This is a genomic window from Flavobacterium quisquiliarum, from assembly GCF_019308285.1.
GTDB lineage: Bacteria > Bacteroidota > Bacteroidia > Flavobacteriales > Flavobacteriaceae > Flavobacterium > Flavobacterium quisquiliarum.
This window is the reverse complement of record NZ_WWEM01000043.1, coordinates 13,553-36,268: the sequence shown is the minus strand read 5'-3', so window position 1 is coordinate 36,268 and position 22,716 is coordinate 13,553. Positions and strand designations below refer to the sequence as shown.

The 22,716-nt window shown below is 33.1% G+C and carries 18 protein-coding genes; 3 read left to right on the top strand and 15 right to left on the bottom strand.

Annotated elements, in window-relative coordinates:
- Positions 1-11 precede the first annotated feature (11 nt).
- The 6 genes from GSY47_RS25745 to GSY47_RS25720 all read right to left on the bottom strand — a co-directional run bounded on the left by GSY47_RS25745 (position 12) and on the right by GSY47_RS25720 (position 9,927).
- Complete coding sequence (locus tag GSY47_RS25745) at positions 12-2,510, bottom strand: DEAD/DEAH box helicase (RefSeq protein ID WP_179005470.1); 2,499 nt, start codon at positions 2,508-2,510, stop codon at positions 12-14.
- A 109-nt stretch (positions 2,511-2,619) separates the two neighbouring features.
- Positions 2,620-3,291, bottom strand: a complete 672-nt coding sequence (locus GSY47_RS25740; RefSeq protein ID WP_179005472.1) for a hypothetical protein — start codon at positions 3,289-3,291, stop codon at positions 2,620-2,622.
- A gap of 84 nt (positions 3,292-3,375) precedes the next feature.
- Positions 3,376-3,645 (bottom strand): hypothetical protein, encoded by a 270-nt coding sequence (locus tag GSY47_RS25735; protein ID WP_179005474.1) that lies wholly within the window; start codon positions 3,643-3,645, stop codon positions 3,376-3,378.
- A 272-nt stretch (positions 3,646-3,917) separates the two neighbouring features.
- The gene (locus tag GSY47_RS25730) at positions 3,918-5,006 is read right to left on the bottom strand and encodes an efflux RND transporter periplasmic adaptor subunit (protein ID WP_179005476.1); all 1,089 of its coding nucleotides are present in this window, start codon (positions 5,004-5,006) and stop codon (positions 3,918-3,920) included.
- Between the two features lie 232 nt (positions 5,007-5,238).
- On the bottom strand, positions 5,239-8,529 hold the full coding sequence (locus tag GSY47_RS25725) for an efflux RND transporter permease subunit (RefSeq protein ID WP_179005478.1): 3,291 nt from the start codon (positions 8,527-8,529) through the stop codon (positions 5,239-5,241).
- Between the two features lie 12 nt (positions 8,530-8,541).
- Positions 8,542-9,927 (bottom strand): TolC family protein, encoded by a 1,386-nt coding sequence (locus tag GSY47_RS25720; RefSeq protein ID WP_179005480.1) that lies wholly within the window; start codon positions 9,925-9,927, stop codon positions 8,542-8,544.
- 174 nt (positions 9,928-10,101) lie between these two features.
- Between GSY47_RS25720 and GSY47_RS25715 the strand changes: the two genes are divergently transcribed.
- From GSY47_RS25715 to GSY47_RS25705, 3 genes are all read left to right on the top strand, one after another.
- Positions 10,102-11,139, top strand: a complete 1,038-nt coding sequence (locus GSY47_RS25715) for a sensor histidine kinase (RefSeq protein ID WP_179005482.1) — start codon at positions 10,102-10,104, stop codon at positions 11,137-11,139.
- Positions 11,136-11,840, top strand: coding sequence for a LytR/AlgR family response regulator transcription factor (locus tag GSY47_RS25710; protein WP_179005484.1), 705 nt, complete (start codon positions 11,136-11,138; stop codon positions 11,838-11,840). The genes GSY47_RS25715 and GSY47_RS25710 overlap by 4 nt, the downstream gene beginning before the upstream one ends.
- 132 nt (positions 11,841-11,972) lie before the next feature.
- Positions 11,973-12,446, top strand: a complete 474-nt coding sequence (locus tag GSY47_RS25705) for a PepSY-like domain-containing protein (protein WP_179005486.1) — start codon at positions 11,973-11,975, stop codon at positions 12,444-12,446.
- Between the two features lie 193 nt (positions 12,447-12,639).
- On the opposite strand, the gene GSY47_RS25700 is transcribed toward GSY47_RS25705, so the two are convergent.
- The 9 genes from GSY47_RS25700 to GSY47_RS25660 all read right to left on the bottom strand — a co-directional run bounded on the left by GSY47_RS25700 (position 12,640) and on the right by GSY47_RS25660 (position 22,685).
- Positions 12,640-13,404, bottom strand: a complete 765-nt coding sequence (locus GSY47_RS25700) for an SDR family oxidoreductase (RefSeq protein ID WP_179005488.1) — start codon at positions 13,402-13,404, stop codon at positions 12,640-12,642.
- A 222-nt stretch (positions 13,405-13,626) separates the two neighbouring features.
- Positions 13,627-14,355 (bottom strand): SDR family oxidoreductase, encoded by a 729-nt coding sequence (locus tag GSY47_RS25695; RefSeq protein WP_179005490.1) that lies wholly within the window; start codon positions 14,353-14,355, stop codon positions 13,627-13,629.
- 215 nt (positions 14,356-14,570) lie between these two features.
- A complete protein-coding gene (locus GSY47_RS25690; RefSeq protein ID WP_179005492.1) occupies positions 14,571-15,494 on the bottom strand; it encodes a helix-turn-helix domain-containing protein in 924 nt (307 codons plus the stop codon).
- 175 nt (positions 15,495-15,669) lie between these two features.
- A complete protein-coding gene (locus GSY47_RS25685) occupies positions 15,670-16,227 on the bottom strand; it encodes a 2'-5' RNA ligase family protein (protein WP_179005494.1) in 558 nt (185 codons plus the stop codon).
- 25 nt (positions 16,228-16,252) lie between these two features.
- Positions 16,253-17,620, bottom strand: coding sequence for an alginate export family protein (locus tag GSY47_RS25680; protein ID WP_179005496.1), 1,368 nt, complete (start codon positions 17,618-17,620; stop codon positions 16,253-16,255).
- A gap of 5 nt (positions 17,621-17,625) precedes the next feature.
- On the bottom strand, positions 17,626-19,413 hold the full coding sequence (locus GSY47_RS25675; protein ID WP_179005498.1) for an amidohydrolase: 1,788 nt from the start codon (positions 19,411-19,413) through the stop codon (positions 17,626-17,628).
- A 216-nt stretch (positions 19,414-19,629) separates the two neighbouring features.
- Entirely contained in the window at positions 19,630-20,319 is a 690-nt protein-coding gene (locus tag GSY47_RS25670) for a hydrolase (RefSeq protein WP_179005500.1), read from the bottom strand.
- Between the two features lie 227 nt (positions 20,320-20,546).
- Positions 20,547-20,861 carry a hypothetical protein gene (locus tag GSY47_RS25665; protein WP_179005502.1) on the bottom strand — a complete coding sequence of 105 codons (315 nt, stop codon included), beginning with the start codon at positions 20,859-20,861 and terminating at the stop codon, positions 20,547-20,549.
- Between the two features lie 792 nt (positions 20,862-21,653).
- Positions 21,654-22,685, bottom strand: coding sequence for an AraC family transcriptional regulator (locus GSY47_RS25660; protein WP_219071622.1), 1,032 nt, complete (start codon positions 22,683-22,685; stop codon positions 21,654-21,656).
- Positions 22,686-22,716: the final 31 nt, after the last annotated feature.

Below are 22,716 nucleotides of genomic sequence, written 5' to 3'. Positions count from 1 at the left end.
CAAATACTACATTAGTAATGTATATGATATTTAATTTCAAATATTAAAATTTTATTTTCCATATTAGTCTCCATTCTCTCTATAATGGCTTCATGAATTTTGATCTGATCATTAGATACATCAATATTAATTAAGTCAGAATACTCATCGTTAATAATACATTTTGCTAATTCTAATGAAAAACCATTTTTCATTAATGTGATGATCCTTTTATCTGAGCTACAATATTTTAATTTTTCATAAAAATCTTTATTGATCATTCCAAGATCATTCAAAATTTCTATAAATTTCATTAAGCTATAATCTACAAAATCCTGTTCTTCTTTTATACGAACTATAGCTAAATTAATTTTTTGGCTCTCCGTTTTTATATTTAAATTTATATACAAGGCTTTTGTATCGGTATCATTTCTTTTTTGTTCTCCCCATGTCTTTCCAACAAATACATGACCTCTTTTTTCAAAAGGTAAATTTTTCCAATAGCTTATAAAATAACCTATCATTTCTTTATAAGATGCGCTTGAACAACGCCAATCTAAAAATTTAGAATAGAATTTTTGAGCTGATTCGTGTTCAATTCTTTTAAAATTTCTATTTCCATCTACAAAGTCTTTTCCTTTTTTATCTAAAAAATTAATGTCCTTAATAAAAACTTCATAAATAAGATTAATTAATGATAAAGAATCGTTGACTATTGTCATCTTTTTGTTTGACAAATTCTTTACTAAAGTTCTTTCGTTAAGCTTTATATCAAATTCAACGACATTATTTTTATAACATAATTTAGCTATTCTAGATTTTACATATTCAACATCTACTTCTACTGTGTCAGGTTCAATATTTTCGAGATATTCTAACTTTTCATGTAGCTTTTCTAACTGTTCATTACTTAATTTATCTATATTCTCTTCTAATAATAAATTATCAACTTCATCTTCCATCTTTAAGTCAATTCTTGCTTTATTTTCTAAAAAATTTCTAGGATTTGCACTTTCCCATTCATATTTACTTTTGATAATATATATTTGAGGCATTAACATTCTTAGATTACCTGTTTCTTTTCCAAATAATTCTCTAAATCGGCAGATTCTACCTGTTAGATTTTTGAATTCAGATTTTGAAAAACCTGCTCTTCCTATTTTGGTTGTTAATAAAAAAATTTTTTCAGCTGGAATATTTACTCCTTCTAATAACGTTGAACTTGTTACGATAAATTGAAGATTTTTATTTGATGAAAAAGTTTCCTCTACATATAATCGAACAATTTCAGGCATAGAACCGTGATGATAAACTACTCCTTTTTCAATACATCTTAATAAATTATATTCTGGGTGTAAAAAATCTGAAATATTATTTTTTACTTCATTAATTAATTTAGTTTCATTTTTAATATTAGATAATTCCAATGCGAAATCTTCAATATGTTTTGGTTTATTTAAATAAACAATATTTTTTTTTGCACTATAAAAATTTAAAATATCTATTTCATTTAAAAAAAATATATCACTGATTTTTAGAAATTTATTGAAAAATTGATCGTACATATACATCCTCGAATCTTGATCAAATAAATTACAAACGAAATAATTCTCAATTTTTATACTTTCTAAATTTCTTTCATATTCAATATCATAATTTGCGTACGGAATTTTAAGATTTTCTGGATCTGCAATAAACGGAGAAAAAAAGTTTAGTAGCGTTTTTTCATTTCGCTTATAAAGAATCAAAAGTACTTGACTTAATAAAGTAGCCCGATTATCTTTTTTCATTAAATTATGAGCTTCATCTATAAGTACTAAATCAAATTTTAAGTTTGAATTTTTTTGAAGTAATCTTAACAATCTTTCTTGAGTTAGTACAGCCACAAATCTTTTTTCTGTACCTTTGTACATTTCTGGATGAGTAACAATTCTACTTATTTTGTTAGCTAATTTGTGTTCTAATAATCGTCTTTTTGTTTGTGCCAACAATGCTTTACTTGGTACAATTATACAGATCGTTTTTTTTATGTTCTTAAAAACCTTATCAATTATAATTTCTGATTTGCCATATGATGTTGGGGCAATTAGTACCAAATTATTTTCTGTTTCATTAGAAAATTTTATTAACTTTTTTTGCCCATGTGATAAATAAATATTTTTCTCCTTATAATTATCTTGATAAGATGAAAGAAAAGAATTAAAAAAAGAGTTTTCAATACGTGAAGTATCTAAATGATTTTCTTCAATAAATTTAGATATTGGTATGTATCCCAAATTTATTGAAATATCAAATAAAGGTTTGTAGTCATTATATATTAGAGTGTAATTTAGAATAATACGATAACCTAACTTCTTCAAATTTTGATCTCCAAAATTTAAAAACAATAGTGATAATTTAAAAAGTAATTTTAATTCTTCGTCACTGATTTTATTATTTTCATGTATTAGCAACTTAACATAGGCATCATAAAAATCAGTTTTTTTAATATTATCTTTGATCTTCTTTAGTGTGATATCTTCTATTTCCATACTCTAAGTTTTAGCTTCTTTTTTTAAAAATGTAATCACCTTGCTATAAGTGTTTTTTTGTATAGAAAATACAATTACATCATTAAACAAATCCTCTTTAATGGTTTTTTTACAAAAATCTTCTATTGATTTTAATAGGATCGTATCTTTTATATCGTAATATAAGACCGAAATTAGAATCACATTTTTTTTTATCATTTGGGCTTATAGAAACGGGACTATCCATTTGTAGAAGATTTTTTATTTTTTTATGATTTATCCCATTCTTAATCACTAATTGCAAATCAATTAATGCGCTGTCCCACAATTTTTGCCTTTTACTTTGCAACATAGTACTAATACCATTTTTTGATCTGTTTAGTAAAACTTTATTGTATTTTGTAGATTTTCCTTTACCAGATTTCACTTCAGTATACCATAAACTATTATTATGTTTATCATAGTATAAAATATCAAATCCCTTTTTAATACTGTTCTCTTCTTTATTTTTATATACAGAAATTGAAGTTAGTTTTTTTGATATTATATTTAATAATACATGTGAAAGAAGCTCACCTATCATTCCTTTTTTAATATTAGATGACTTCTTATCAAACTCATAAAGAAATAAATTAAGAGTATACTTATAAGAATAAAAAATGGGGTCTTCATTAACTATATGAAAACCATTATAAATTCCAGATAATTGACTTCTTATCTCTGACTTCAATTCATCGCTAAAATCTTCAATATAGCATATTACTGACTTACCATTATGATCAATTTTTAGTCCTTTAAGCATAAACATAATTTAATTAATAACTAGTTATAAAAAAAGTGAAATGAAAAGTCTTGTAAACAACGAGACTTTTCATATTCTATATTATTACCAATTTTTATTCAAGAAATCGATAATTTGATTTTTCATTACAACATTACTAGGTAATTTTTCTCTAAGTAGTCTTTCAAATTTGTGTAGTGCTTCCACGCCTACACCACTTTTTAAGCATGAATTTGCAAAATCTAAGACTTCATACCCTTCATCTCGATCTAATCTATCTCGATCTATTTTTCCAATATAAGGCCCATCACCGCCATCTCTTCTCCATGTGTACTGATCTTCATATAACATTTGTGTTTTTGTAAAATTTGCCATAATTCTATATTTAAAGTTAATTTTCAAATTTAAAACGCTGATTTATATTTCTTTTACGGAAAACCGTATATATTTTTAAAGTCAATTGAAGCAATTTTAACAATTTAGAGAATATGAAAAGAGAGTATATATACCTGTTTTTAAAATTTTTGAGAGAAAAAAAAGGACAGTCCCTCCAAAAAGAGGAACTGTCCTAAGGCAAATTTTAGATTTGCACTCCGAAGAATGCGTACAGTAATTGGTAATCTACTAAAAAGAAGACTAAACGCAGGTTATTCGTTTATGATATCGCCTTCCTTAGTTTCTTCGCTGGCAATTTTTACCAGTTTATCGTTTGGAGTTAAGTCGCCGAAAATTTCGATTTTATCTTCAATTTCTCTTCCTTTTTTAATGTCCACTCGTGTCGCTTTGTGGTTTACCACTTTCACCACATATAAACCTTCCGCAGAATTTACCACCGCCGATTTTGGCACTACAAATGTGCTGTCTTTCGCGTTAAGCGGTAACAAAACTTCGGCAACCATTCCAGGCAATAAATTTCCTTTGGTGTTGTGAACGTCCATTTCGACTCTTTCAGAACGAAGTTTTAAATCTAAAGCGCCAGACATTCTGGTAATTTTTGCTGTAAAAGTTTCTGGTAACGATTTTACATTAAAACTCATTTCGTCGCCTGGGTGTAAATAGCCTGTGTACAATTCTGGAACAGAAACCGCCAAACGTAATTTGCTTTGCTCTTGAATCGTCAATAAAGGCAAATCTGAACCTTTTCCTGCTGGGCCAACAAATGCACCTAAATTCACATTTCTAGCTGCGACAACACCATCAAATGGAGCGCGAATTTCTAAGTAACCTCTCATAATCGCAATTTCTTTATGAGCCGCAATTGCAGCTTGAAGCTGAGCGTAATCAGAATTCTTTTTACCGCTTGCCATTTCTAAGTCGTTTTTAGAAATCGTTCCTTCAACCTTGCTGGTTTCGTACAAACGGTTGTAGGTGCTTTTGCTGGTTGCATAAATCGCTTCCATAGATTTCAATCTCGATTCGGCTGCAGCCAATTGCGAACTGATTTCTGGTGCTTCCAAAACAATCAAAAGCTGCCCTTTTTTTACTTTAGAACCAATATCAACTTTCAATAATTTTACAAAACTGCTTACTTTGGCATACAAGTCAACTTGTTGGAAACCTGTTAATTCGGCTGGCAAACGCAATTCTGTAGTCAATTTTTCTTTCGCTAAAGCGAAGGTTTCCACTTTAGGTTCGATTTCTGCTTTAACAGCTTCTTCTTTTTTAGAATTACAGCTGTTCAGGAAAAATACTGCTGCTAGAAACAGCGGACTATATTTTATAATTTTAGTGTTCATTTTTTGGTTTTATATAATGAATATGTTTTTAACCGTTGAGTGTAATTGTCTTAACACATAGAAACATAGTTGTTGAAGCTTTAAAAAGGCGTTTCACTAGTTTAAATGTACATAGTTGGCTATGTGTGGAAACTTGTTTCTTCTTTGCTCTTTTTTTGACATAATCCCGAAGTTTCGGGACTATGTTTCTATGTGTTTATTTTTTAGTTACACGACGATGTGACTTTCAACTTTAAGACTTTCCAACTTTCGACTTGCTTATTGATGAGATATAATGGATGCTTTCTTCGTCTTCAGGGTCTAAAGAAACAGATTGTGTTGATGTTTTTTCTTGTGCCCACGCAAATATCTGTGGCAAGATCAATAATACGGCAAAAGTAGAAAATAATAGTCCGCCAATAACCGCTCTTCCTAACGGAGAAACTTGATCGCCTCCTTCGCCATGACCAATTGCCATTGGTAACATTCCCGCAATCATCGCAACCGAAGTCATGATAATTGGACGAAGACGCAACGCCGCAGATTCTCTCGCAGATTCCAAGGCATTTCCGTTTATTTTTCGGAGTTGTTCTGCATTCGTAACCAAAAGTACGGCATTAGCAATAGAAACCCCAACCGACATAATGATTCCCATATACGATTGTAAGTTAAGCGTAGAACCTGTAATAGTCAGCATTAATAAAGATCCTAAAACCACCGCAGGTACTGTTGTTAAGATTACCAGCGAAACTTTGAACGATTGGAAATTAGCGGCCAGCATTAAGAAGATTACAAACACAGCGACCAATAATCCTGTTTGTAAACTGCTTAAGGTCTCTGTCAATACAGTACTTAGCCCAATTGGTGTGATAAACAAACCACGTGGTAATTCGCCCAAAGAACTAATTGTTTTGGTCACATCTTTTGAAGCCGTCCCCAAATCAGTTTGATAAATGTTTGCCGTTACGGTAATGTATGGCATGGCCCCTAAATTGTCATTTTCTCCACTTACAAATCCCGGTGTAATTTTGGCAACGTCACTTAAAACAGGACGAAGCGAATTTTTTAGAACCGGAATTTCTCCAATATCGGTTTTGCTTTTCATTTTGTTTAAAGGCACTTGAACCTGAACAGAATAGGATAATCCCGCTTTTTCATCGACCCAGTTATTTTTTTCGGTATAACGTGAAGATGAGGTTGAAGCCACAAGCGAACGTGAAATGTCGTTCATATCAACTCCCAATTCGGCAGCACGGGTTCTGTCAATATCAATATTCATGGCTGGATAATGTATTGGCTGACCAATTTGTACGTCTCTGAAATACGAAATGGCTTTTAGTTTGTCTACAATTTGAGTGGCGTACAATTCGTTTCGTTTTTTGTCTTTTCCAGCTACTCGAATCTCAATTGGAGTAGGAGAACCTTGACTTAAAACTTTATCTGTTAATTCGATCGGCTCAAAAGAAAGTTTAGTATCAGGCAATACTTTTTTAAGTCTTGCTCTAAACTCATCTTTAAAATCGTCCATATCTTCATGGTAATCTTTCAAACTCACTTGGAAAACCGCTTCATGAGAACCTGCCATAAACAGATAAATTGGGTTAATCGAGAATAGAGAAGGGTGTTGGCCGACATATACAGACGTGATTCCGATATGATCTTTACCCACCATTTTTTCCAATTCTTTTAAAACAACTCTGGCTTGTTCTTCTGTTCTTTCCAAACGCGTTCCGTCAACCGCACGCATTCTCAACTGAAACTGACTAGAATTGGTTCTAGGGAAAACGTCTTTTCCGATAAAATTAATTAAGATGATAGCCAAAACAGTTGCACAAACTAAATATACAACACTCGTTATTTTCTTGTGAACAAATAAACGGTCCAACATTCTCATGAAACGAATCTTGAAACGTTCAAAAGGACTAATTTTTCCGTTATTATTGGTGTCTTCTCTTTCTACATAACCTTTCTTCTGAGTAATCAGATTTTGTTCTGATTCTGGTGTAATACCGCTGTCATTAAATTCAGCTTCATCATCTGTAATTTCTGGACCGTGCTCATGTTTTTCATGTCCTTTCATCATCCAGTTGGCCATTACAGGTACAAAAGTCTGTGATAATAAGAACGAAATAACCATTGAAAAACCAATTGCTAAAGCCAAAGGCAAGAACAACGCTCCTGGAATACCCACCATGGTAAATGCTGGTGCAAATACAGCTAGAATACAAAGTAAGATCAATAATTTAGGCAACGCAATTTCCTGACACGCATCCCAAATGGCGAGTGCTTTTGGTTTTCCCATGTCGAGATGCTGGTGGATATTTTCAATCGTTACCGTACTTTCATCCACCAAAATACCAATTGCCAAAGCCAATCCTGATAATGACATCAAGTTGATTGTCTGTCCGAATAATTTCAGGAATAAAACCCCAGAAATAATCGAAATTGGAATCGTCATAATAACGATTAAAGCTGCACGACGGTCACCCAAGAATAATAAAACCATTAATCCTGTAAGAACCGCACCGATAATTCCCTCAGTAATCAAACTTTTTACGGAGTTGATTACATAAACAGACTGGTCAAATTCATAGGTAATGTTTACATCTTCAGGAAGTGTACTCTGAATTTTAGGAAGCTCTTTTTTCAATTTCTGAACCACATCCCAAGTCGAAGCGTCTCCCGCTTTTGCGATACTAATATAAACCGAACGTTTTCCGTTTACTAAAGCATAACCCGCTGTAATATCAGCACCATCTTTTACAGAAGCAACATCTCCTAATTTTAAGTTCTGAACACCGCCTTTGAATAACGGAATCTGTTCAAAATCTTTAACTTCTTTGATCGTATTATTTGTTGGTGTAATATAGTTTTTGTCGCCCATTCGCACGTTTCCAGATGGAGCCGTTTGGTTGTTTAAACGAATCGCATCTACGATTTGGTCTGGCGTCATATTATGAGAACGCAATAAATCTGGATCTACGTTAACCTCAATAGTTCTTGGGCTTCCGCCAAAGGGAGCTGGAGATAATAAACCGGGAATTGCAGTAAACGAAGCACGAACGTAAACGTTGGCTAAATCCTGTAATTCGTTGTTAGAACGTATTTTACTGCTCAAAACCAACTGCCCAATTGGAAGTGAAGAAGCATCAAAACGAATGATAAACGGTGGCTGAGTTCCCGGAGGAAAAGCCGCTTGGATTCTGTTAGAAAGCGCACTTAACTCGGCAGCAGCCTGAGCCATGTTGGTTCCTTCATAATAGGTTAATTTCATAATCATTAACCCTTGAATATTTTTGGTTTCTACGGATTTGATACCGTTAGAAAAAGGTAAAACGTTTACGTAGTTTTTGGCAAAATAAGCCTCCATCTGGTCTGGCGTATAACCTCCAAACGGATGCGCAATATAGATAACCGGCAAATTCATTTTCGGTAAAATATCTACCTTAATGTCTTTGATGGCACCGATTCCGAAGAAAAATAGACCCGCAACCAATACTAAAATGGAGATGGGTTTGCGGAGTGCAAAACGTATTAAATTCATTTGGATCTATAGTTAAAATTCATTTATAAATAAGTCAAAATTACCAGTCGCAGCGACTTTCAGTAAAAACGACTGCCATACATTGTTATTGACAATATCACGATCAATTTCGGCGCGGTTTAAGACATACATTGTTTGTGTTAAATCGGTCAAATCGGTTAAACCGTTTTTGTATAAAGTCGATTTCTGAAGGTAAGCTCTTTTGGCCGCATCAACCTGAATAGGCGCTTCGGCATAATTTTCCAAAGTAATTTTGATCTTATCTTCGGCAAAGTTCAATTGTGATTTCAGCTCTCTATCCGCCTGATTGTACTCTTCCTGCAATCCCTGAGAAACAAATTTCTGTGCCATAACTTGTTTGCTGGAACGAAATGGAGTAGTTAAATTCCAAGTAATTCCAACTCCAAGTAAATAATTGGTGCGGTCTGGATTTACACCATCCCAATAATTTCTGGTAAAAGCATTTTGATTGGTTGCATAAGACGAATCAAATCCCGAAGCTCTGGTTTGTAAAACTCCAAAAGCACTCATCGTTGGATAATAGAAACGTTTGTATAATTTAACCTGCTGATTGCTGTAATCGATTTTCGTTTTGTAGAATTGTAACAATGGATGAAGACTGTCATTCGCAGCATTTCCTTGAATCAATTCTTTTGGAATCTGCGTTACAAAAAGGGTGTCGGTAACAAAATCCTGCGGTGCAACGCCCATTAAATCAACTAATTTATTGTTTTGTTCCTTAACGAAATTTCGAGCTAAGTTTAAAGCGATTTTAGCTTTAGAAACTTCGGCTGTAGCCAATGTAGAATCGACTCCCGCCAATAATCCGTTTTTAACTCTCGCAACAGCTGTCTTTTTGAAGACTTCTGCGCGGTCTAAGTTCTTTTGCTGTGAAATCAATAATCTCTGGCTTGCCAATAGATTTAAATAAGCAGCCGAAATTTTGATTTCCTGCTGGAATTTCTCCTGCTGTAAATCTTTTTCTTTAGCCTGAACATCAATTTTAGATAAATTGATTTTTTCCTGTGTTTTTCCGAAAGTGAAAAAATCCCAGTTCATGTTGACTAAATAAAGTGCACCAAAAGCCGAATTCCAGTTTTGTTCCGGAAGAGGCAGACCTGATGAAGCAACTCCTAAACCTCCAAATCCATAAAGCGGCCCGTTTTGTCCGTTTACAGTTCCGTAATCTTGCTGTGCCGATAAATTCAGGTTTGGCAGATAATCACGACGAGATTGTTTTAGAGTTTCCTTTGATGCATTGGTGTAATTGTTTTTTGCTCGGATAGAACCGTAATTTTCAAGTCCTGTTTTTACTGCTTCTTTTAAAGACAGGGTTTGAGAATAACCAATTGAGGCAAAAATCAATAAAAATAAAATGGTAATTTTTTTGAAATACATAAACTCAAGGTGTGAAATAAAATGTTTTTGATGAAACAAATTTATTTCTCTTACCCTGATAAAAGTCAGGTTAAGTGATGTACTGCACTAGTAAATGACGAATTGAATTGGTCATTTTTACGAAATATAAATTAAATATTTGTTCGAACTTTGTACCCTATTTGAAAATTAATAATGAATAAAAGAATCGATAACATATTGGACAACAAGTGGTGGCAGGAAGTAGCAGTTGTCCTTTTTTCATTTACAATTTATACCTTGAAAAATGATTGGATGTTATTCAGTTCCTTCATTTCTATTGCAATGGGTATATTTTTCTATTGCATTTTATATATGCACGCCCAGTTTAACCGTTTTTTTTTGCTTCCGATTTTATTTAAGGCGAATAAACCTTTTACTTATATCATTCTGACACTTTTTGGAGTTTTTGTATTTTCTGTTTTGCTTTATGAAATTACAATGCTGGATATGTTTGCTAAATGTCATTTGTATCAAAACTCGCATCAAAGAAGTTATGCATATCAATTGGCGAGTGTTTTAGGAACTTTGGTCTGTATTTTAAGCCCGATTATTGTATTTAAGTTTTATAGAATCCACAGAAAACAAACCGATGCGGCGTTGTTGTTCAATCAAATGCAGTTAAATTCTTTGAAAGGACAATTGAATCCGCATTTTTTATTTAATACTTTTAATACGCTTTACGGAATCAGCCTTCAGTTTCCAGACAGAACACCCGATTTGATTATGAAAGTTTCGCAGTTAATGCGTTATCAGTTGGAGAGCAACGGTAAACAATGTGTATCTTTAGAAGACGAACTGGAGTTTATCAATAGTTATGTACAGCTAGAAAAAGAAAGGGTAGGGTATCGTTGCGATATTACTTTTGAAAGTAATGTTGATAACGAAAATGCGTATAAAATTTCGCCAATGCTGTTAATTGCTTTTATCGAAAATGCTTTTAAACACGGAACCTGCGCAATTGAAAACTGCTTTGTAAAAATTAATATCACAGTTGAAAACGGATTATTAAGTCTTCATGTTACGAATTCAATTCCGAAGAAAAATGATGTGATTTCGACTAAAATCGGTTTGAAAAATACCATAGAACGTTTGAACCTGATTTATGGAAAAGACTATAAATTGGATATTCAGGACGATAAAAAGACCTACGTTGTAGATTTGGAAATACAGCTTAAAAAGTTTGTAGGATGAGAGAAACCAAAAAATGTATCATTGTAGATGACGAACCTGCTGCGCATTATGTTTTGGCGAATTATATCAAACAGAACCCGCAGTTAGAGTTGGTTTTTCAAGGCTACAATGGAATCGAAGCAATGAATTACCTTCGCGAAAACACAGTAGATTTAATGTTTTTGGATATTAATATGCCAGAGATTTCGGGTATGGAATTGCTTAAAATCCTGCCGACACATCCTAAAACCATTTTGACAACGGCTTATTCTGAATTTGCTCTCGAAAGCTACGATTATGGCGTAATAGATTATCTGCTGAAACCCATTTATTTCCCGAGGTTTTTAAAAGCAATTGACCGCTTTTTTGCAACAGAAAATGCAAAGAAAACAGAAGAAGCTATTATCAATTCTGTAAGTGTAAAAGTCGATGGCTATTTTATTGAAATAGAATTAGATCAGCTTTTATATGCACAAAGTTTTGGCAACTATGTAAAGCTGCATACCACAAAACGTACTTATTTGGCTTCGATTACGACAACTGAATTTGAGAAATGTCTGCCAGAAAAGAGTTTCATGCGTATTCATAAATCTTATATAGTGGCTTTAGATAAAATTGATGCTACGGAAAAAGATTTTGTCGTAATTAAAAATGAAAGAATTCCAATTGGAATCACTTATAAAAGAGAATTGACTGATAGATTAAAAAAGTTAGAATTGTGATGTAACTTAAGCTAAAGGTTTGATTTGTAGTATAAAAAAGCGTTCTTAAAAATTTTGTTTCCTTCATTTGTACTTCATTAAAAAGTAGTACTTTTAATACGTTGTTTGAAGTTTAATTCTAAAAATGAAACCATGAAAAACGTGTTTTTGATTTTTACATTTTTATGCAGCAGTTTTTTAATTGCGCAAGAAGGAACAAACATGAAAAAAGTAATAACACCGCCAGAAGAGGTGCGACTTGCTTTTGAGAAAGAATATCCTGGTAAAGAAGCTGTTTGGACAGAGGAATATGTAGGAGATGATAATGACGAGATTCGTTATGAAGCTAGATACAATGTTGACAGCAAAACTAAAGCATTGGCGATTTATGATAATTTAGGGAACATGAAAGCTTATGAACTGCAGATTCCTTTAAGTCAGTTACCAGCTAAAGCGCAGGCTTATTTAAAGAAAAATTATCCAGCCAAGGCAATTCGAGAAATAGCTGTTGTAGTGGATTATAATAAGATTACAACTTATGAAGTTGGAATAACAAAAGATGCCAAATTTTACGATATCCAATTCGATAAAGACGGCGGTTTCGATGTCATTATCGAAAAGAATTAAATTGCTTACTAATTCAAATTATATTTGAAACGACAAACCCGATAAGTTTTTAAGGCTTATCGGGTTTTGTTTTTTTGGGTAAGTTAAGGGTTAAGGGTTAAGGGTTAAGGGTTAAGGGTTAAGGGTTAAGGGTTAAGGGTTAAGGGGGATTAACACCTAACTCCTAACGTCTAACTCATAACTCATAACCTATTTAAAGCATCATTCCACCAGAAGCTTCAATTCTTTGAGCGTTTATCCAACGAGCATCTTCAGTACATAAAAAGGCAACAACACCGCCAATATCGTCTGGCAATCCAACTCTTCCTAAAGCGGTTACAGAAGCAATTTGCTGGTTCATTTGCTCATTATCACGAACAACTCCGCCACCAAAATCAGTTTCGATTGCACCCGGAGCAACAATATTCACCCTGATTTTTCTGGCTCCTAATTCTTTTGCCTGATATTTAGTTAAAGTCTCCATTGCGCCTTTCATAGAAGCATAAGCAGCGTAACCAGGGAAAGAGAATCTTGCTAATCCAGTTGAAATGTTTACAATTCCGCCACCGTCATTCATAACGTTTAATCCTTTTTGAGTTAAGAAAAATGGTCCTTTAAACTGAATATTCGTCAATTGATCAAATTCAGCTTCAGTAGTTCCAATGAAAGAATTATGAATTCCAATTCCAGCGTTGTTTACCAAAAAGTCGAATTTATCGGTATTAAACGTATTTCTTAAAGTTGATTCTACTTCTTTGTAAAAAGCATCAAAAGTATTTGATTCAGCAACATTTAATTGTAAAGCAGCCGCTTTTTGGCCTAAGCTTTCGATTTCTTTTACCACCAATTCAGCTTCTTCTTTTTTGCTGTTGTAGGTAATAATTACGTCAATTCCTTTTTTAGCAATCGCTATTGCCATGTTTTTTCCTAAACCTCTGCTTCCGCCTGTAACCAGAGCTATTTTTGTATTTACTGCCATTTTTTTTTAATTGTTTATTGTTTATTGTTTGTTGTCAGTCTGAGCGAAGTCGAAGACATTTAATACGATTATTTTTTAAACACATAGAAACATAGATTTTAGTTCTCTTTTAAAGATTATAGAAAGAAACTAGTTTCTAACACATAGCTATGTGTATTTATGTGAGTAAAACGCCTTTATAGACAAAGCGAAACTATGTTTCTATGTGTTTAAAATTAAATGTTAAAGATTAGAATGCATCGCATTAAAATGATTTCTCAACTCTTCTGCGCTTGCGTTTAGTCTGGTTTCGCTGGTTCCGAAAGTAAGTTCAGTTCTTCCTTCTTTTAACTGTTCAAAAATAGATTCGATAAAACTGCTTACACTTGGATGTGCGTCGTGAAGACCAATTCCGCCTAAATCAGTGTTTAAGGCAGGTGGAATAATTTCGATTACTTCAATATTTTTAGCTTTTAATAAATGACGCAATGAAAGCGTAAACGATCTAAAGAATGCTTTTGTAGCCGAATAAACTGGAACTTTTGCAAAGGGAGAGAATGCTAGTCCTGAAGTTACATTCATTACCGTTGTCAAAGATTTTAACTGAATAAATAAGGAAGTTAAATGTAAAGGCGCTTCAATATTAGTATTGATTTCAGTTTTCATGCTTTCGTAGAAATCAGCATCTGTTATCGATTTCCAGTTTTGAATTCCTGCATTATTGATTAATACGTTTAGATCAGGATGGTTTTCAGAAATCCATTCGTAAAGTGCTTTACGTTCTGCTTCAATAGACAAGTCACAGACTTTTGTAATTACAGCTGGAAATTTTGCTTTAACGTCGTTTAAAACCGATTCTCTTCTACCACAGATAATCACAGTATTATTTTCCTGAATAAATCTTTCGGTAAGTCCAAGTCCGATACCGCTTGCACCTCCGGTTATTAGAATTTTGTTGTTTGATAAATTCATCTTTTCGTTCTTTTAATTTGATTAGACAAAGGTAGGAGCAAAGCAGATGCGAGGAATTGTAAATATCAAACCGATGTTTGCGAAATTCAAATCAGAAATGATAAATTCCAAGTTTTAAAATCCAAATTCCAAAGCTTTGTGGAGCTTCTTGCGGAGATCCCTCGTTCCTCGGGATGACAAACTGCATGGTTACAGCTCGTAAAACCTGAAATAACCTAACTCCTAAAAGCCAGAGGCGTCAAGGAAGTTTGTTTTTTGAAGAAGTTAGAAAAATGTGCTAATTCTTCAAAACCAAGTGAATAGGCAATTTCAGAAATATTCCAATCTGTTTGCTTTAAAAGTATTTTAGCTTCATTGGTTAATCTTGTACTGATTAACTCTGTTGTTGTTTTTCCGGTGTTTTCTTTTAAGACTTTGTTTAAATGATTAACATGTACAGCTAATCTCGCTGCAAAATCTTTTGCAGTTCTAAGTTCTAATCGCTGATGCGGTGATTCAATTGGGAATTGCCTTTCTAATAATTCGGCAAATAAAGAAGAAACCCTCGCAGCCGAATTGTGTTTAGAATATAAAGCAGTTATAGGCTGTAATTTCTGTCCGAAATGAATCAGCTCAGCAACATAATTTCGGATTAAATCGTACTTATAGATATAATCCGAATTGATTTCTTTTTGTATCTTTTTGAAAATCAAAGCTACTTCTTCGACTTCTTCATCTGATAATTGAAAAATAGGATAACCATCTGAAGCAAAAATTGGAAGTTCGTCCAGATCAATTCCGCTTTTACTTTTTGATAAAAATTCGCTGGTAAAAACACAAAATTGTCCGCCTTGATTAGTGTCTTGCGGTAAATAATTATACGGAATTTTTGGTGTTGCAAATAACAAACCCTGCTTTTCAATGTCGATTATTTTATCGGCATATTCAGCTCTGTTTTTTCCCCTAATTAAACTGATTTTGTAATAAGCTCTTCTGTCATAAGGCATTCCAGGTTTTCCTTTCATACGTTCCAAAAGCTCCTTAATATCAAAAACATTAAAATGCCCGATTTCTTTCTGAATGTCATTTGGTAATAGGGAAGTAGGTTCTACTGCTGAACCTTCGGTAATATCTTGGTAAAATGAATCTAGGGATTTCATATTAAGATGAGTTGTAAAATTCAAATATACGAAAAAATGTTAAGCGTTTTTTGCCGCGAAGACGCTAAGACACAAAGTTTATTTTTATGATGTTCCAATAATAAAAACTATTGGTAACATTAGTTGGTAAAAAACTTGGTGTCTTAGCGCCTTCGTGGCAATACCAGAAGAACCATTAAAAAAGACTTCCCTGTACAAACTCAGGTTCAGGATTACTTCCAAAAGGAAAAGCATCCATTACAAAAAACTGTTTTACTGCTGGATCAAATTCTCTTAAAACAATTTCATTGCATAAAAAGTTCAAATTAACTGAAGTAAAAAGTTCAGAAGCAATTTTAAGATTTTCTGGAGTTAATCTTCTTCCGATTGATAGGTGCGGATTGTCGCTTTTATGTTTTAAAGACTTGAAGGTTTCATGAGTTTTTTTCATTATTGGCACAAGATGCTTCTTTGATTCTTCGGTTAGACCAATAAAAAAAGCGCCGTTTGTTGGAAAAGAATCAAAATGATCTAAATACACTTCAAAAGGCGTAAAAGTATCTGCAATTTTTGAAAGTTTTTGTTTGATGGAATCAAGTTGAGATTCTTCAATGGTAAATTCACAAATCGTAATATGTGCTTCAGAATTACAGCTGTTATACCAATCGATTTTGCTTCTTAAAAAGTTTTTCATTTTTTTAACAGGCTCAACTAGATCTTTAGAATAAAATACAACCGAATATGTTTTTTCCATTTTTGTGGCTTTGAATTACACAAATTTAAAATTTAAATTGTGCTGTCAACGTTGCGTAAAAATAATCTTTTCCTGTTCCAACTTCTTTTAAAAATGAACCTGCATTAAACCAACCCGTTTCAAGTGTAAATCCTAAATGATTATTCATGTCGTAGTTTACATTCGAAATTAACTGTGAACCTATAAAACGTTCGGTTGTGTCTTTTCCAGAATATAAAAGCTGCATATTTGGGGCGTATATTCCGTCATTTATTGTCTGTCTCCAAAAAATATCATAATCAAATCCGAGTGCCCATTTTTCGGATAAACTAAAATTAATTGAAGGATGAACATCAATTAAGTTGGAAGGACCAATTAAGGCTACCAATCCAAAATAAGCGCCTCTTGGATATAACGGATTAAAGGTTTCTAAATGATCATCATCAGAATGTTTGTCACCTGAAATGATCTCGGTTTTAAGTCCTATTTCGGGTTGAAATTTTATATTTTCAAAAGTATAACAAGCAAAGGAGGAAAGTGTCCACGCTGAAATGTTTTTTTGATTGATGTTTCCGAATTGGTAAACGCCCTCAAAATCATATTTCCAGTTTCCTTTGTTTTTCCAGATTCGGGTTCCAATCGATTGTCTGTTTTCTTCGCCAACAACATCATCAAAAACAGATCGGCTTTTCCATAATCCTAAATAATAGAAATCAATATTCTGTATAAAAGGTATTTTATGAATTACGGTGTAACTTCCCCAGAATTTGGCATTTTCATTGAAACGGTCATTAAAAGTACCTTGTTTATTAGCGATTGGATGTGTGAAAAAAGCATCTGACTGCCAATTGTCTTTTTTGTAAAATAATTTTAATGCATCAAAAGCTAGTCGGCTATTTGGGCCTTCGCGTACTGCAACTAAACGCTGTGAACCATACATCATTTCTTGTCTTCCAGAACGCAGTGTTAATTGTTCGTTTTCTTTTCGGATAAAATCAATATCCAGAAAAACCTGATGAATGTCTAGCTGATTTTCGTCAACAGGACTTGGGTCTGTTTTTCCGTTTGCTAAACTGCTTTGTAATTCGACAAATGTTCTAAAAACTCCTAATTGAACATTTGTATGAAGTAAATATCGGGAAAGTAAATAGCCATCGTCATCAGATTCATCTCCCCATTTGTTATTAACCGTATAAGTATATTGAAGTCTTGCTTCACCGCCAATTGAGGCATAGAATTTATCGTTTTTTCCTAACGGAATATATTTGATTTTTTCGTATAAAGTTTTCGTCGAATCGGCTTTTAGATAAGTGACATCATCCTCATATCGCAGCCTTTGGAAAACTGGTTTTTGTTGTGCATTCGCAGAAAAAATGATTCCCAAAAGCAACAATAAGAAGAATATATTTTTCATTTGATTTAGTTTTTTTGATAACCTCCAAAGTAATTTACTGGACTCCAGTCTGGAATTGCTTTTGGTGTTGGATTGGCAAAGGTTCTAAAGTCATTAGCAGCATAAACTACTTTTCCGTTTACCACTGTCAATTTTGATTCGATGTTAAGAATTTTTTCTTCTGGAACGTTAAAATAATCATCAGAAAGAATAGCAAAATCAGCAAGTTTATCTGTAGTCAGCATTCCTCTGTCTTTTTCGATATTGATTAATTGGGCACTTCCGTAAGTAAACAATTGTAAAGCTTTGGTTCTGTCTAGAATATTTTCATCATTCATATATTTTAAACCGCCTAAAGTTTTTCCAGTTGTCAGCCAGTATAAACCAACCCACGGATTGTAACTTGCGACACGTGTTCCATCAGTTCCCATTCCGACTTTGATTCCTAATTCGAAGATTTTCTTTAACGGAACAGTGCTAGCAGCAGCGGTTTTACCATATCTTTTGATGAAACTTTCACCTTGATAAGCCATTCTGTGCTGAATAGCAATTCCACCATTTAAAGCTTTTATTCGTTTTAAGTTTTCTGTCGAAACTGTTTCTGCATGATCAAAGAACCATAAAAGTCCGTTTAAAGGTGTTTCTTTATTGATGTCTTCAATTACATTTAAAAATCTTGTGATGCTTTCATTATAGGTAGCGTGAATTCTAAACGGCCATCTGTTTTTTACTAATAAAGACAAAACTTCTGTCAATTGACCTTCCATCGCTGGGCTTAATTCTGGTCTTGGTTTATCGAAATTTTCAAAATCTCCTGCACTCATTACCAGATTTTCTCCTGCACCCTGAACATGATATTCCACTTTATCTGAATGATGATCGTCGTCACAGCCTTCGCCAATTTCTACTGTCTGCATCCATTTTGTGTAATCGTTTAATTCTGTTCCCGCTTTTTGAGCAAACAAATAATATGGCATTCTCACAGTCAAATCGCTGTCTTTGCATAAACCGTTTGTTACTCCGTAATCGTCTGGAAAGTTTTGAAATCCGCCTCCAGCGTCCATAATAGCCGTTACGCCAAGACGATTCATTTCGGTCATAAACTGTTTGGTCGAATTGAATTTTTCTTCTTGTGTCAATTCAGGAAGCTTAGCAAGAGTTGAGTATAAAATAAAAGCATTTGGTTCTGCCACTAACAATCCAGTTGGATTTCCGTTTGGATCTTTTTCAATTAATCCTGCATTTGGATTTGGCGTATTCGCATCAATTTTTAAAGTTGCTAAACCTGCTTTGTTTAAATAAGCGTGCCCATATAAATGAAGAATAAAAGCAGGAACATCGCCAGTAGCTGCATTGATTTCAGCTAAAGTTGGTAGTCTTTTTTCTTCAAACTGATATGCATTCCATCCGCCCACAACGCGAACCCATTGTCCTTTAGGAGTTCTTTGCGCTTGTTCTTTCAGCATAGTCAAAGCTCTTTTCAGAGAACGAACTCCGTCCCAGCGTAATTCGGTATTATAGAATCTTCCACCGCGGATGATGTGCATGTGAGAATCGAATATTCCAGGAATGATGGTTTTTCCCTGAGCATCAATTACCGTTGTTTTTTTGTCTTTTAATTTTAAGATTTCGCTGTTTTTACCCGTTTTCAGGATTTTTCCATCGGCGACAGCCATAGCTTCGACAATTGTATTTTTGTTGTCTAAAGTGTGAATTACGGCATGATGTACAATAAGAGTCGCTTTTTTATTTTGCCCAAAAATTGGAAGGGAAATGATTAAAAGAAAAGCTGCTATTTTGAATGAGAGTTTCATAGTGGAGGTTTTTGTTTGGTTGGAGAAAAAAACAGTATGTTTTTAGCACACAGTCTTTTCATTGGATAGATTAAAATTTGACGCTGATTTTACAGATTCGCATTCGCGAAGACGCTGATTTACACAGATTTTTTTTAAGTAAATAGGCTGAATTAAAAATCCGTTTTTATCCGCGCCTTCGCGATAGCGAATCCGTTTTATCCGCGTTCAAAATATTTAGTGTTTCAACATTTCGTGAGCGTATTGAACACCTACACCGTAAGCACCGCCGTATTTTTTAACTAGATCGGTTACAGCTACATAAGTTTCCTGACGAGCCCAGTCACGTTGTAATTCTAATAAATATTGTAATGAAGTGATTGGGTGTGCACCAGCCTGAACCATACGAGTAACGGCCATTTCGTGCGCTTCTTTAGAAACGTCGCCGCTTGCATCTGTAATTACATAAACATCATAACCTTCGTTGATTGCTGATAAAGCTGGTCCAACGATACAAACGCTTGTCCATAAACCGCCAAAAACTAATTTCTTTTTACCTTTTGCAACTATCGCTTTGTGCGCAGGAATATCTTCCCAAGTATTCATTGAAGTACGATCAATATAGTTTGACGTTTTTTGTGGATAGAATTCTTCAATTTCTTTAAAAACAGGTCCGCTGAATGATTTTTCCGCTACTGTTGTTACAATGGTCGGAACTTTAAATATTTTGGATGCTCCGGCTACTAATGCGGTGTTGTTTCTAAGCTGATCGATTGGAATATTGCTTACTGCAAAGGCCATTTGGCTTTCATAATCAATCAAAACTAAAGTATGATTGGACGGATCTAATTGTGCTGGACTTGGCTTTTGTGCGAATCCGATAAATGTTACAAATAATAAAGCTGCTGTAAGGATTAATTTTTTCATGATAATTTGATTTTGTTGTTAATTAAAAGGTTTTTAAATATTGTGTATTTGATTGTCAATGTTTTGCATTCAAATTAAATGCCTTGTTTTTAAGGTTTTGATTTTAAAAGGTTTTTCAGAAAAGGCAATAGTTATCCTAGCGATATATCGTTATTAAAAATTGGATATTCGTTAAATGATTTTCGTTAAGCTTTTAATGAATTTTTTAAAAGAGAAAAATGTGGTACCTATATTTTTCCTTTTAGATGTAATCGGTGGAGAATTTCGGATTTTAATAAGCCGCTTCCGCCACCAAAATGTTCAATTACTTCTACGTCTAGCTGTTGTTTTAAACAAAATAAAGTAAATTCTTTTTCGACGTGATCTTCGATTCCGGAGCTCAGTAGAACAACGTCGATTTTGTGATTCTGAAAATAGTCCTGAGCTTCTGTTTCGTTGCTAAATGCGACTGCGTTCCAGTCTTCATAAGCATTTACAAGGCGAAGTAAAATGGCCAATATCGCTTCGTTTTTTCCGAGTAATAAGAATTCAAGTGTTTTCATTTTCTTTTTAGTTTCTGAGGTTCTGAGGTGCTAAGTTTCTAAGTTTTTTACTTTTAAATCTTATTTCGCAGAACTTGTGATTTTACTTTACAAATTTATTTGTTTCATTTTTGTTTTAACTTAATCTAGAACAAGAAAGATGCTAAGGTTCTTAGTTGCTAAGAAGCTAAGTTTTTTTTGTTTTTGATTTCAGTTTTTGACAGAACTTGTAATTTATATTGCAAATTTATTTGTTCTATTTTGAACTCAACTTAATCTAGAACAAGAATGATTTTTCTTTGTTTTTTGATTTCAGTTTTTGACAGAGCTAATAACTTACAATGCAAATGTAGCTTGTGATGAAAAGAATTCCGCTTAATCTAGGACAAGAAAGAAGATATTTAAGTGTTATTTTTACACTTTTTAATGTTTTTTTGAAGAAAAATTAAATTTATTTATCAAAAAATATTGTTAAAGTTTTTATTTTAATTATTTGTAAATGAGTAACTTGTGTTTATTTTTGGTTAAAGAAGAACTCATTTTTTTATCGCAATGTGGAAAACCGTAAGGGAATCTGTTTTCTGCATTATAATTTTGGAATGTAGAAATTTGAAAACGATGACATTCTTTACCTTTTTAGATGTCATTTAGAATTTTCACAGAAAACAGTTTTTGGAGAAACGTTTTTATTTTTAATTAAGACATATTCATTTGATCGTGGGTATTTGTATATAGTTTGCAATGTACAATTAATGTCTAATTTTTTTGGGGTTTTAAGATTAAGTCGACGGACATAATTTTAAAACCCTTTTTTTACCATAAAAATGAAAGTCCAATTAGCCAAAATTGTATGCTGTCGGTATTGATTTTAAATTTCTGAGGAGAAAATCCATAATAACTTTTAAATGCGGCCGAAAAATGAGAAACATCTTTGTAACCGCATTTATAAGCCGCTTCGCTAACTGTTGCCGATTTGCTTTGGAACAATTCTTTGGCATGTTCCATTCTCAGCTTAATAATATAGCTTTTGACAGTTGTGCCAAAACATGCTTTAAAGCCTTTTTTCAATTTGAATTCGTTTAATGAAATTTTTCGGGAAAGTTCAGGTAGAGTAGGAGTGTTTCGATAATCGTTGTCTAGTATTTGTTTGGCTTCTAATAATTTGTTGTATTCTTCACTGTCGATTTTTTCCTCAGGTTTGGGCTTAGAAACTACCGATTCTAATTGATGGATTAACAACTCTTTTATTTTTGTCTCAATGTACATCTTCTTTAATGCTCCTTTCCGATTACAATTTTTGATTTCAGAAATAATCCACTGAATGGAAGAAGTAAAGGGAAGATATTTTGAAGTGAGATAACTGGATTTCTGAATTAAAATATTTTTTGAGAACTTTTCATGAAGTTTCCAGTCTTCATTGATTACATGGAAATAGAATTCTTTAGAAAAAATAATGGTCAAATAATTTACTTTTTCAAATGCTGGAATTTTAAAAGTGCCTTTATATTTTGTAGTGTAAAAAATGTTATGAGTATTCTGCTTTAAATACTTCTCATTTTCAAGTTGATCTATTTGAGTTTCGATATTGTTACAGCTTATAAAATCCATTACGATACACTCGTCATTAATTTCAAAAATTTCGGTTTGAGGCTTTGTAAAATACATTTGAGTATCTATTAAAACCATTCCGTCTGTTGCTAAAATATGACTTTTAATCTCTTCTGTATTTTCCTTTTGAAGGTCGATATTTTCTTCGTTCAAAATACTTTTGGGATTGTAATGAGCATTTACTTCTATATTAATTATTGGCTTTTCGTGCGATGAGAGAGTAGACTTGATTTTCAAAATTTAATCCGTTTTTACAAAATAATAATCC

Bases quoted from the DNA above. Each gene is read 5' to 3' on its own strand.
- GSY47_RS25745 (WP_179005470.1), bottom strand. From the start codon at position 2,510: ATGGAAATAGAAGATATCACACTAAAGAAGATCAAAGATAATATTAAA.
- GSY47_RS25740 (WP_179005472.1), bottom strand. From the start codon at position 3,291: ATGCTTAAAGGACTAAAAATTGATCATAATGGTAAGTCAGTAATATGC.
- GSY47_RS25735 (WP_179005474.1), bottom strand. From the start codon at position 3,645: ATGGCAAATTTTACAAAAACACAAATGTTATATGAAGATCAGTACACA.
- GSY47_RS25730 (WP_179005476.1), bottom strand. From the start codon at position 5,006: ATGAACACTAAAATTATAAAATATAGTCCGCTGTTTCTAGCAGCAGTA.
- GSY47_RS25725 (WP_179005478.1), bottom strand. From the start codon at position 8,529: ATGAATTTAATACGTTTTGCACTCCGCAAACCCATCTCCATTTTAGTA.
- GSY47_RS25720 (WP_179005480.1), bottom strand. From the start codon at position 9,927: ATGTATTTCAAAAAAATTACCATTTTATTTTTATTGATTTTTGCCTCA.
- GSY47_RS25715 (WP_179005482.1), top strand. From the start codon at position 10,102: ATGAATAAAAGAATCGATAACATATTGGACAACAAGTGGTGGCAGGAA.
- GSY47_RS25710 (WP_179005484.1), top strand. From the start codon at position 11,136: ATGAGAGAAACCAAAAAATGTATCATTGTAGATGACGAACCTGCTGCG.
- GSY47_RS25705 (WP_179005486.1), top strand. From the start codon at position 11,973: ATGAAAAACGTGTTTTTGATTTTTACATTTTTATGCAGCAGTTTTTTA.
- GSY47_RS25700 (WP_179005488.1), bottom strand. From the start codon at position 13,404: ATGGCAGTAAATACAAAAATAGCTCTGGTTACAGGCGGAAGCAGAGGT.
- GSY47_RS25695 (WP_179005490.1), bottom strand. From the start codon at position 14,355: ATGAATTTATCAAACAACAAAATTCTAATAACCGGAGGTGCAAGCGGT.
- GSY47_RS25690 (WP_179005492.1), bottom strand. From the start codon at position 15,494: ATGAAATCCCTAGATTCATTTTACCAAGATATTACCGAAGGTTCAGCA.
- GSY47_RS25685 (WP_179005494.1), bottom strand. From the start codon at position 16,227: ATGGAAAAAACATATTCGGTTGTATTTTATTCTAAAGATCTAGTTGAG.
- GSY47_RS25680 (WP_179005496.1), bottom strand. From the start codon at position 17,620: ATGAAAAATATATTCTTCTTATTGTTGCTTTTGGGAATCATTTTTTCT.
- GSY47_RS25675 (WP_179005498.1), bottom strand. From the start codon at position 19,413: ATGAAACTCTCATTCAAAATAGCAGCTTTTCTTTTAATCATTTCCCTT.
- GSY47_RS25670 (WP_179005500.1), bottom strand. From the start codon at position 20,319: ATGAAAAAATTAATCCTTACAGCAGCTTTATTATTTGTAACATTTATC.
- GSY47_RS25665 (WP_179005502.1), bottom strand. From the start codon at position 20,861: ATGAAAACACTTGAATTCTTATTACTCGGAAAAAACGAAGCGATATTG.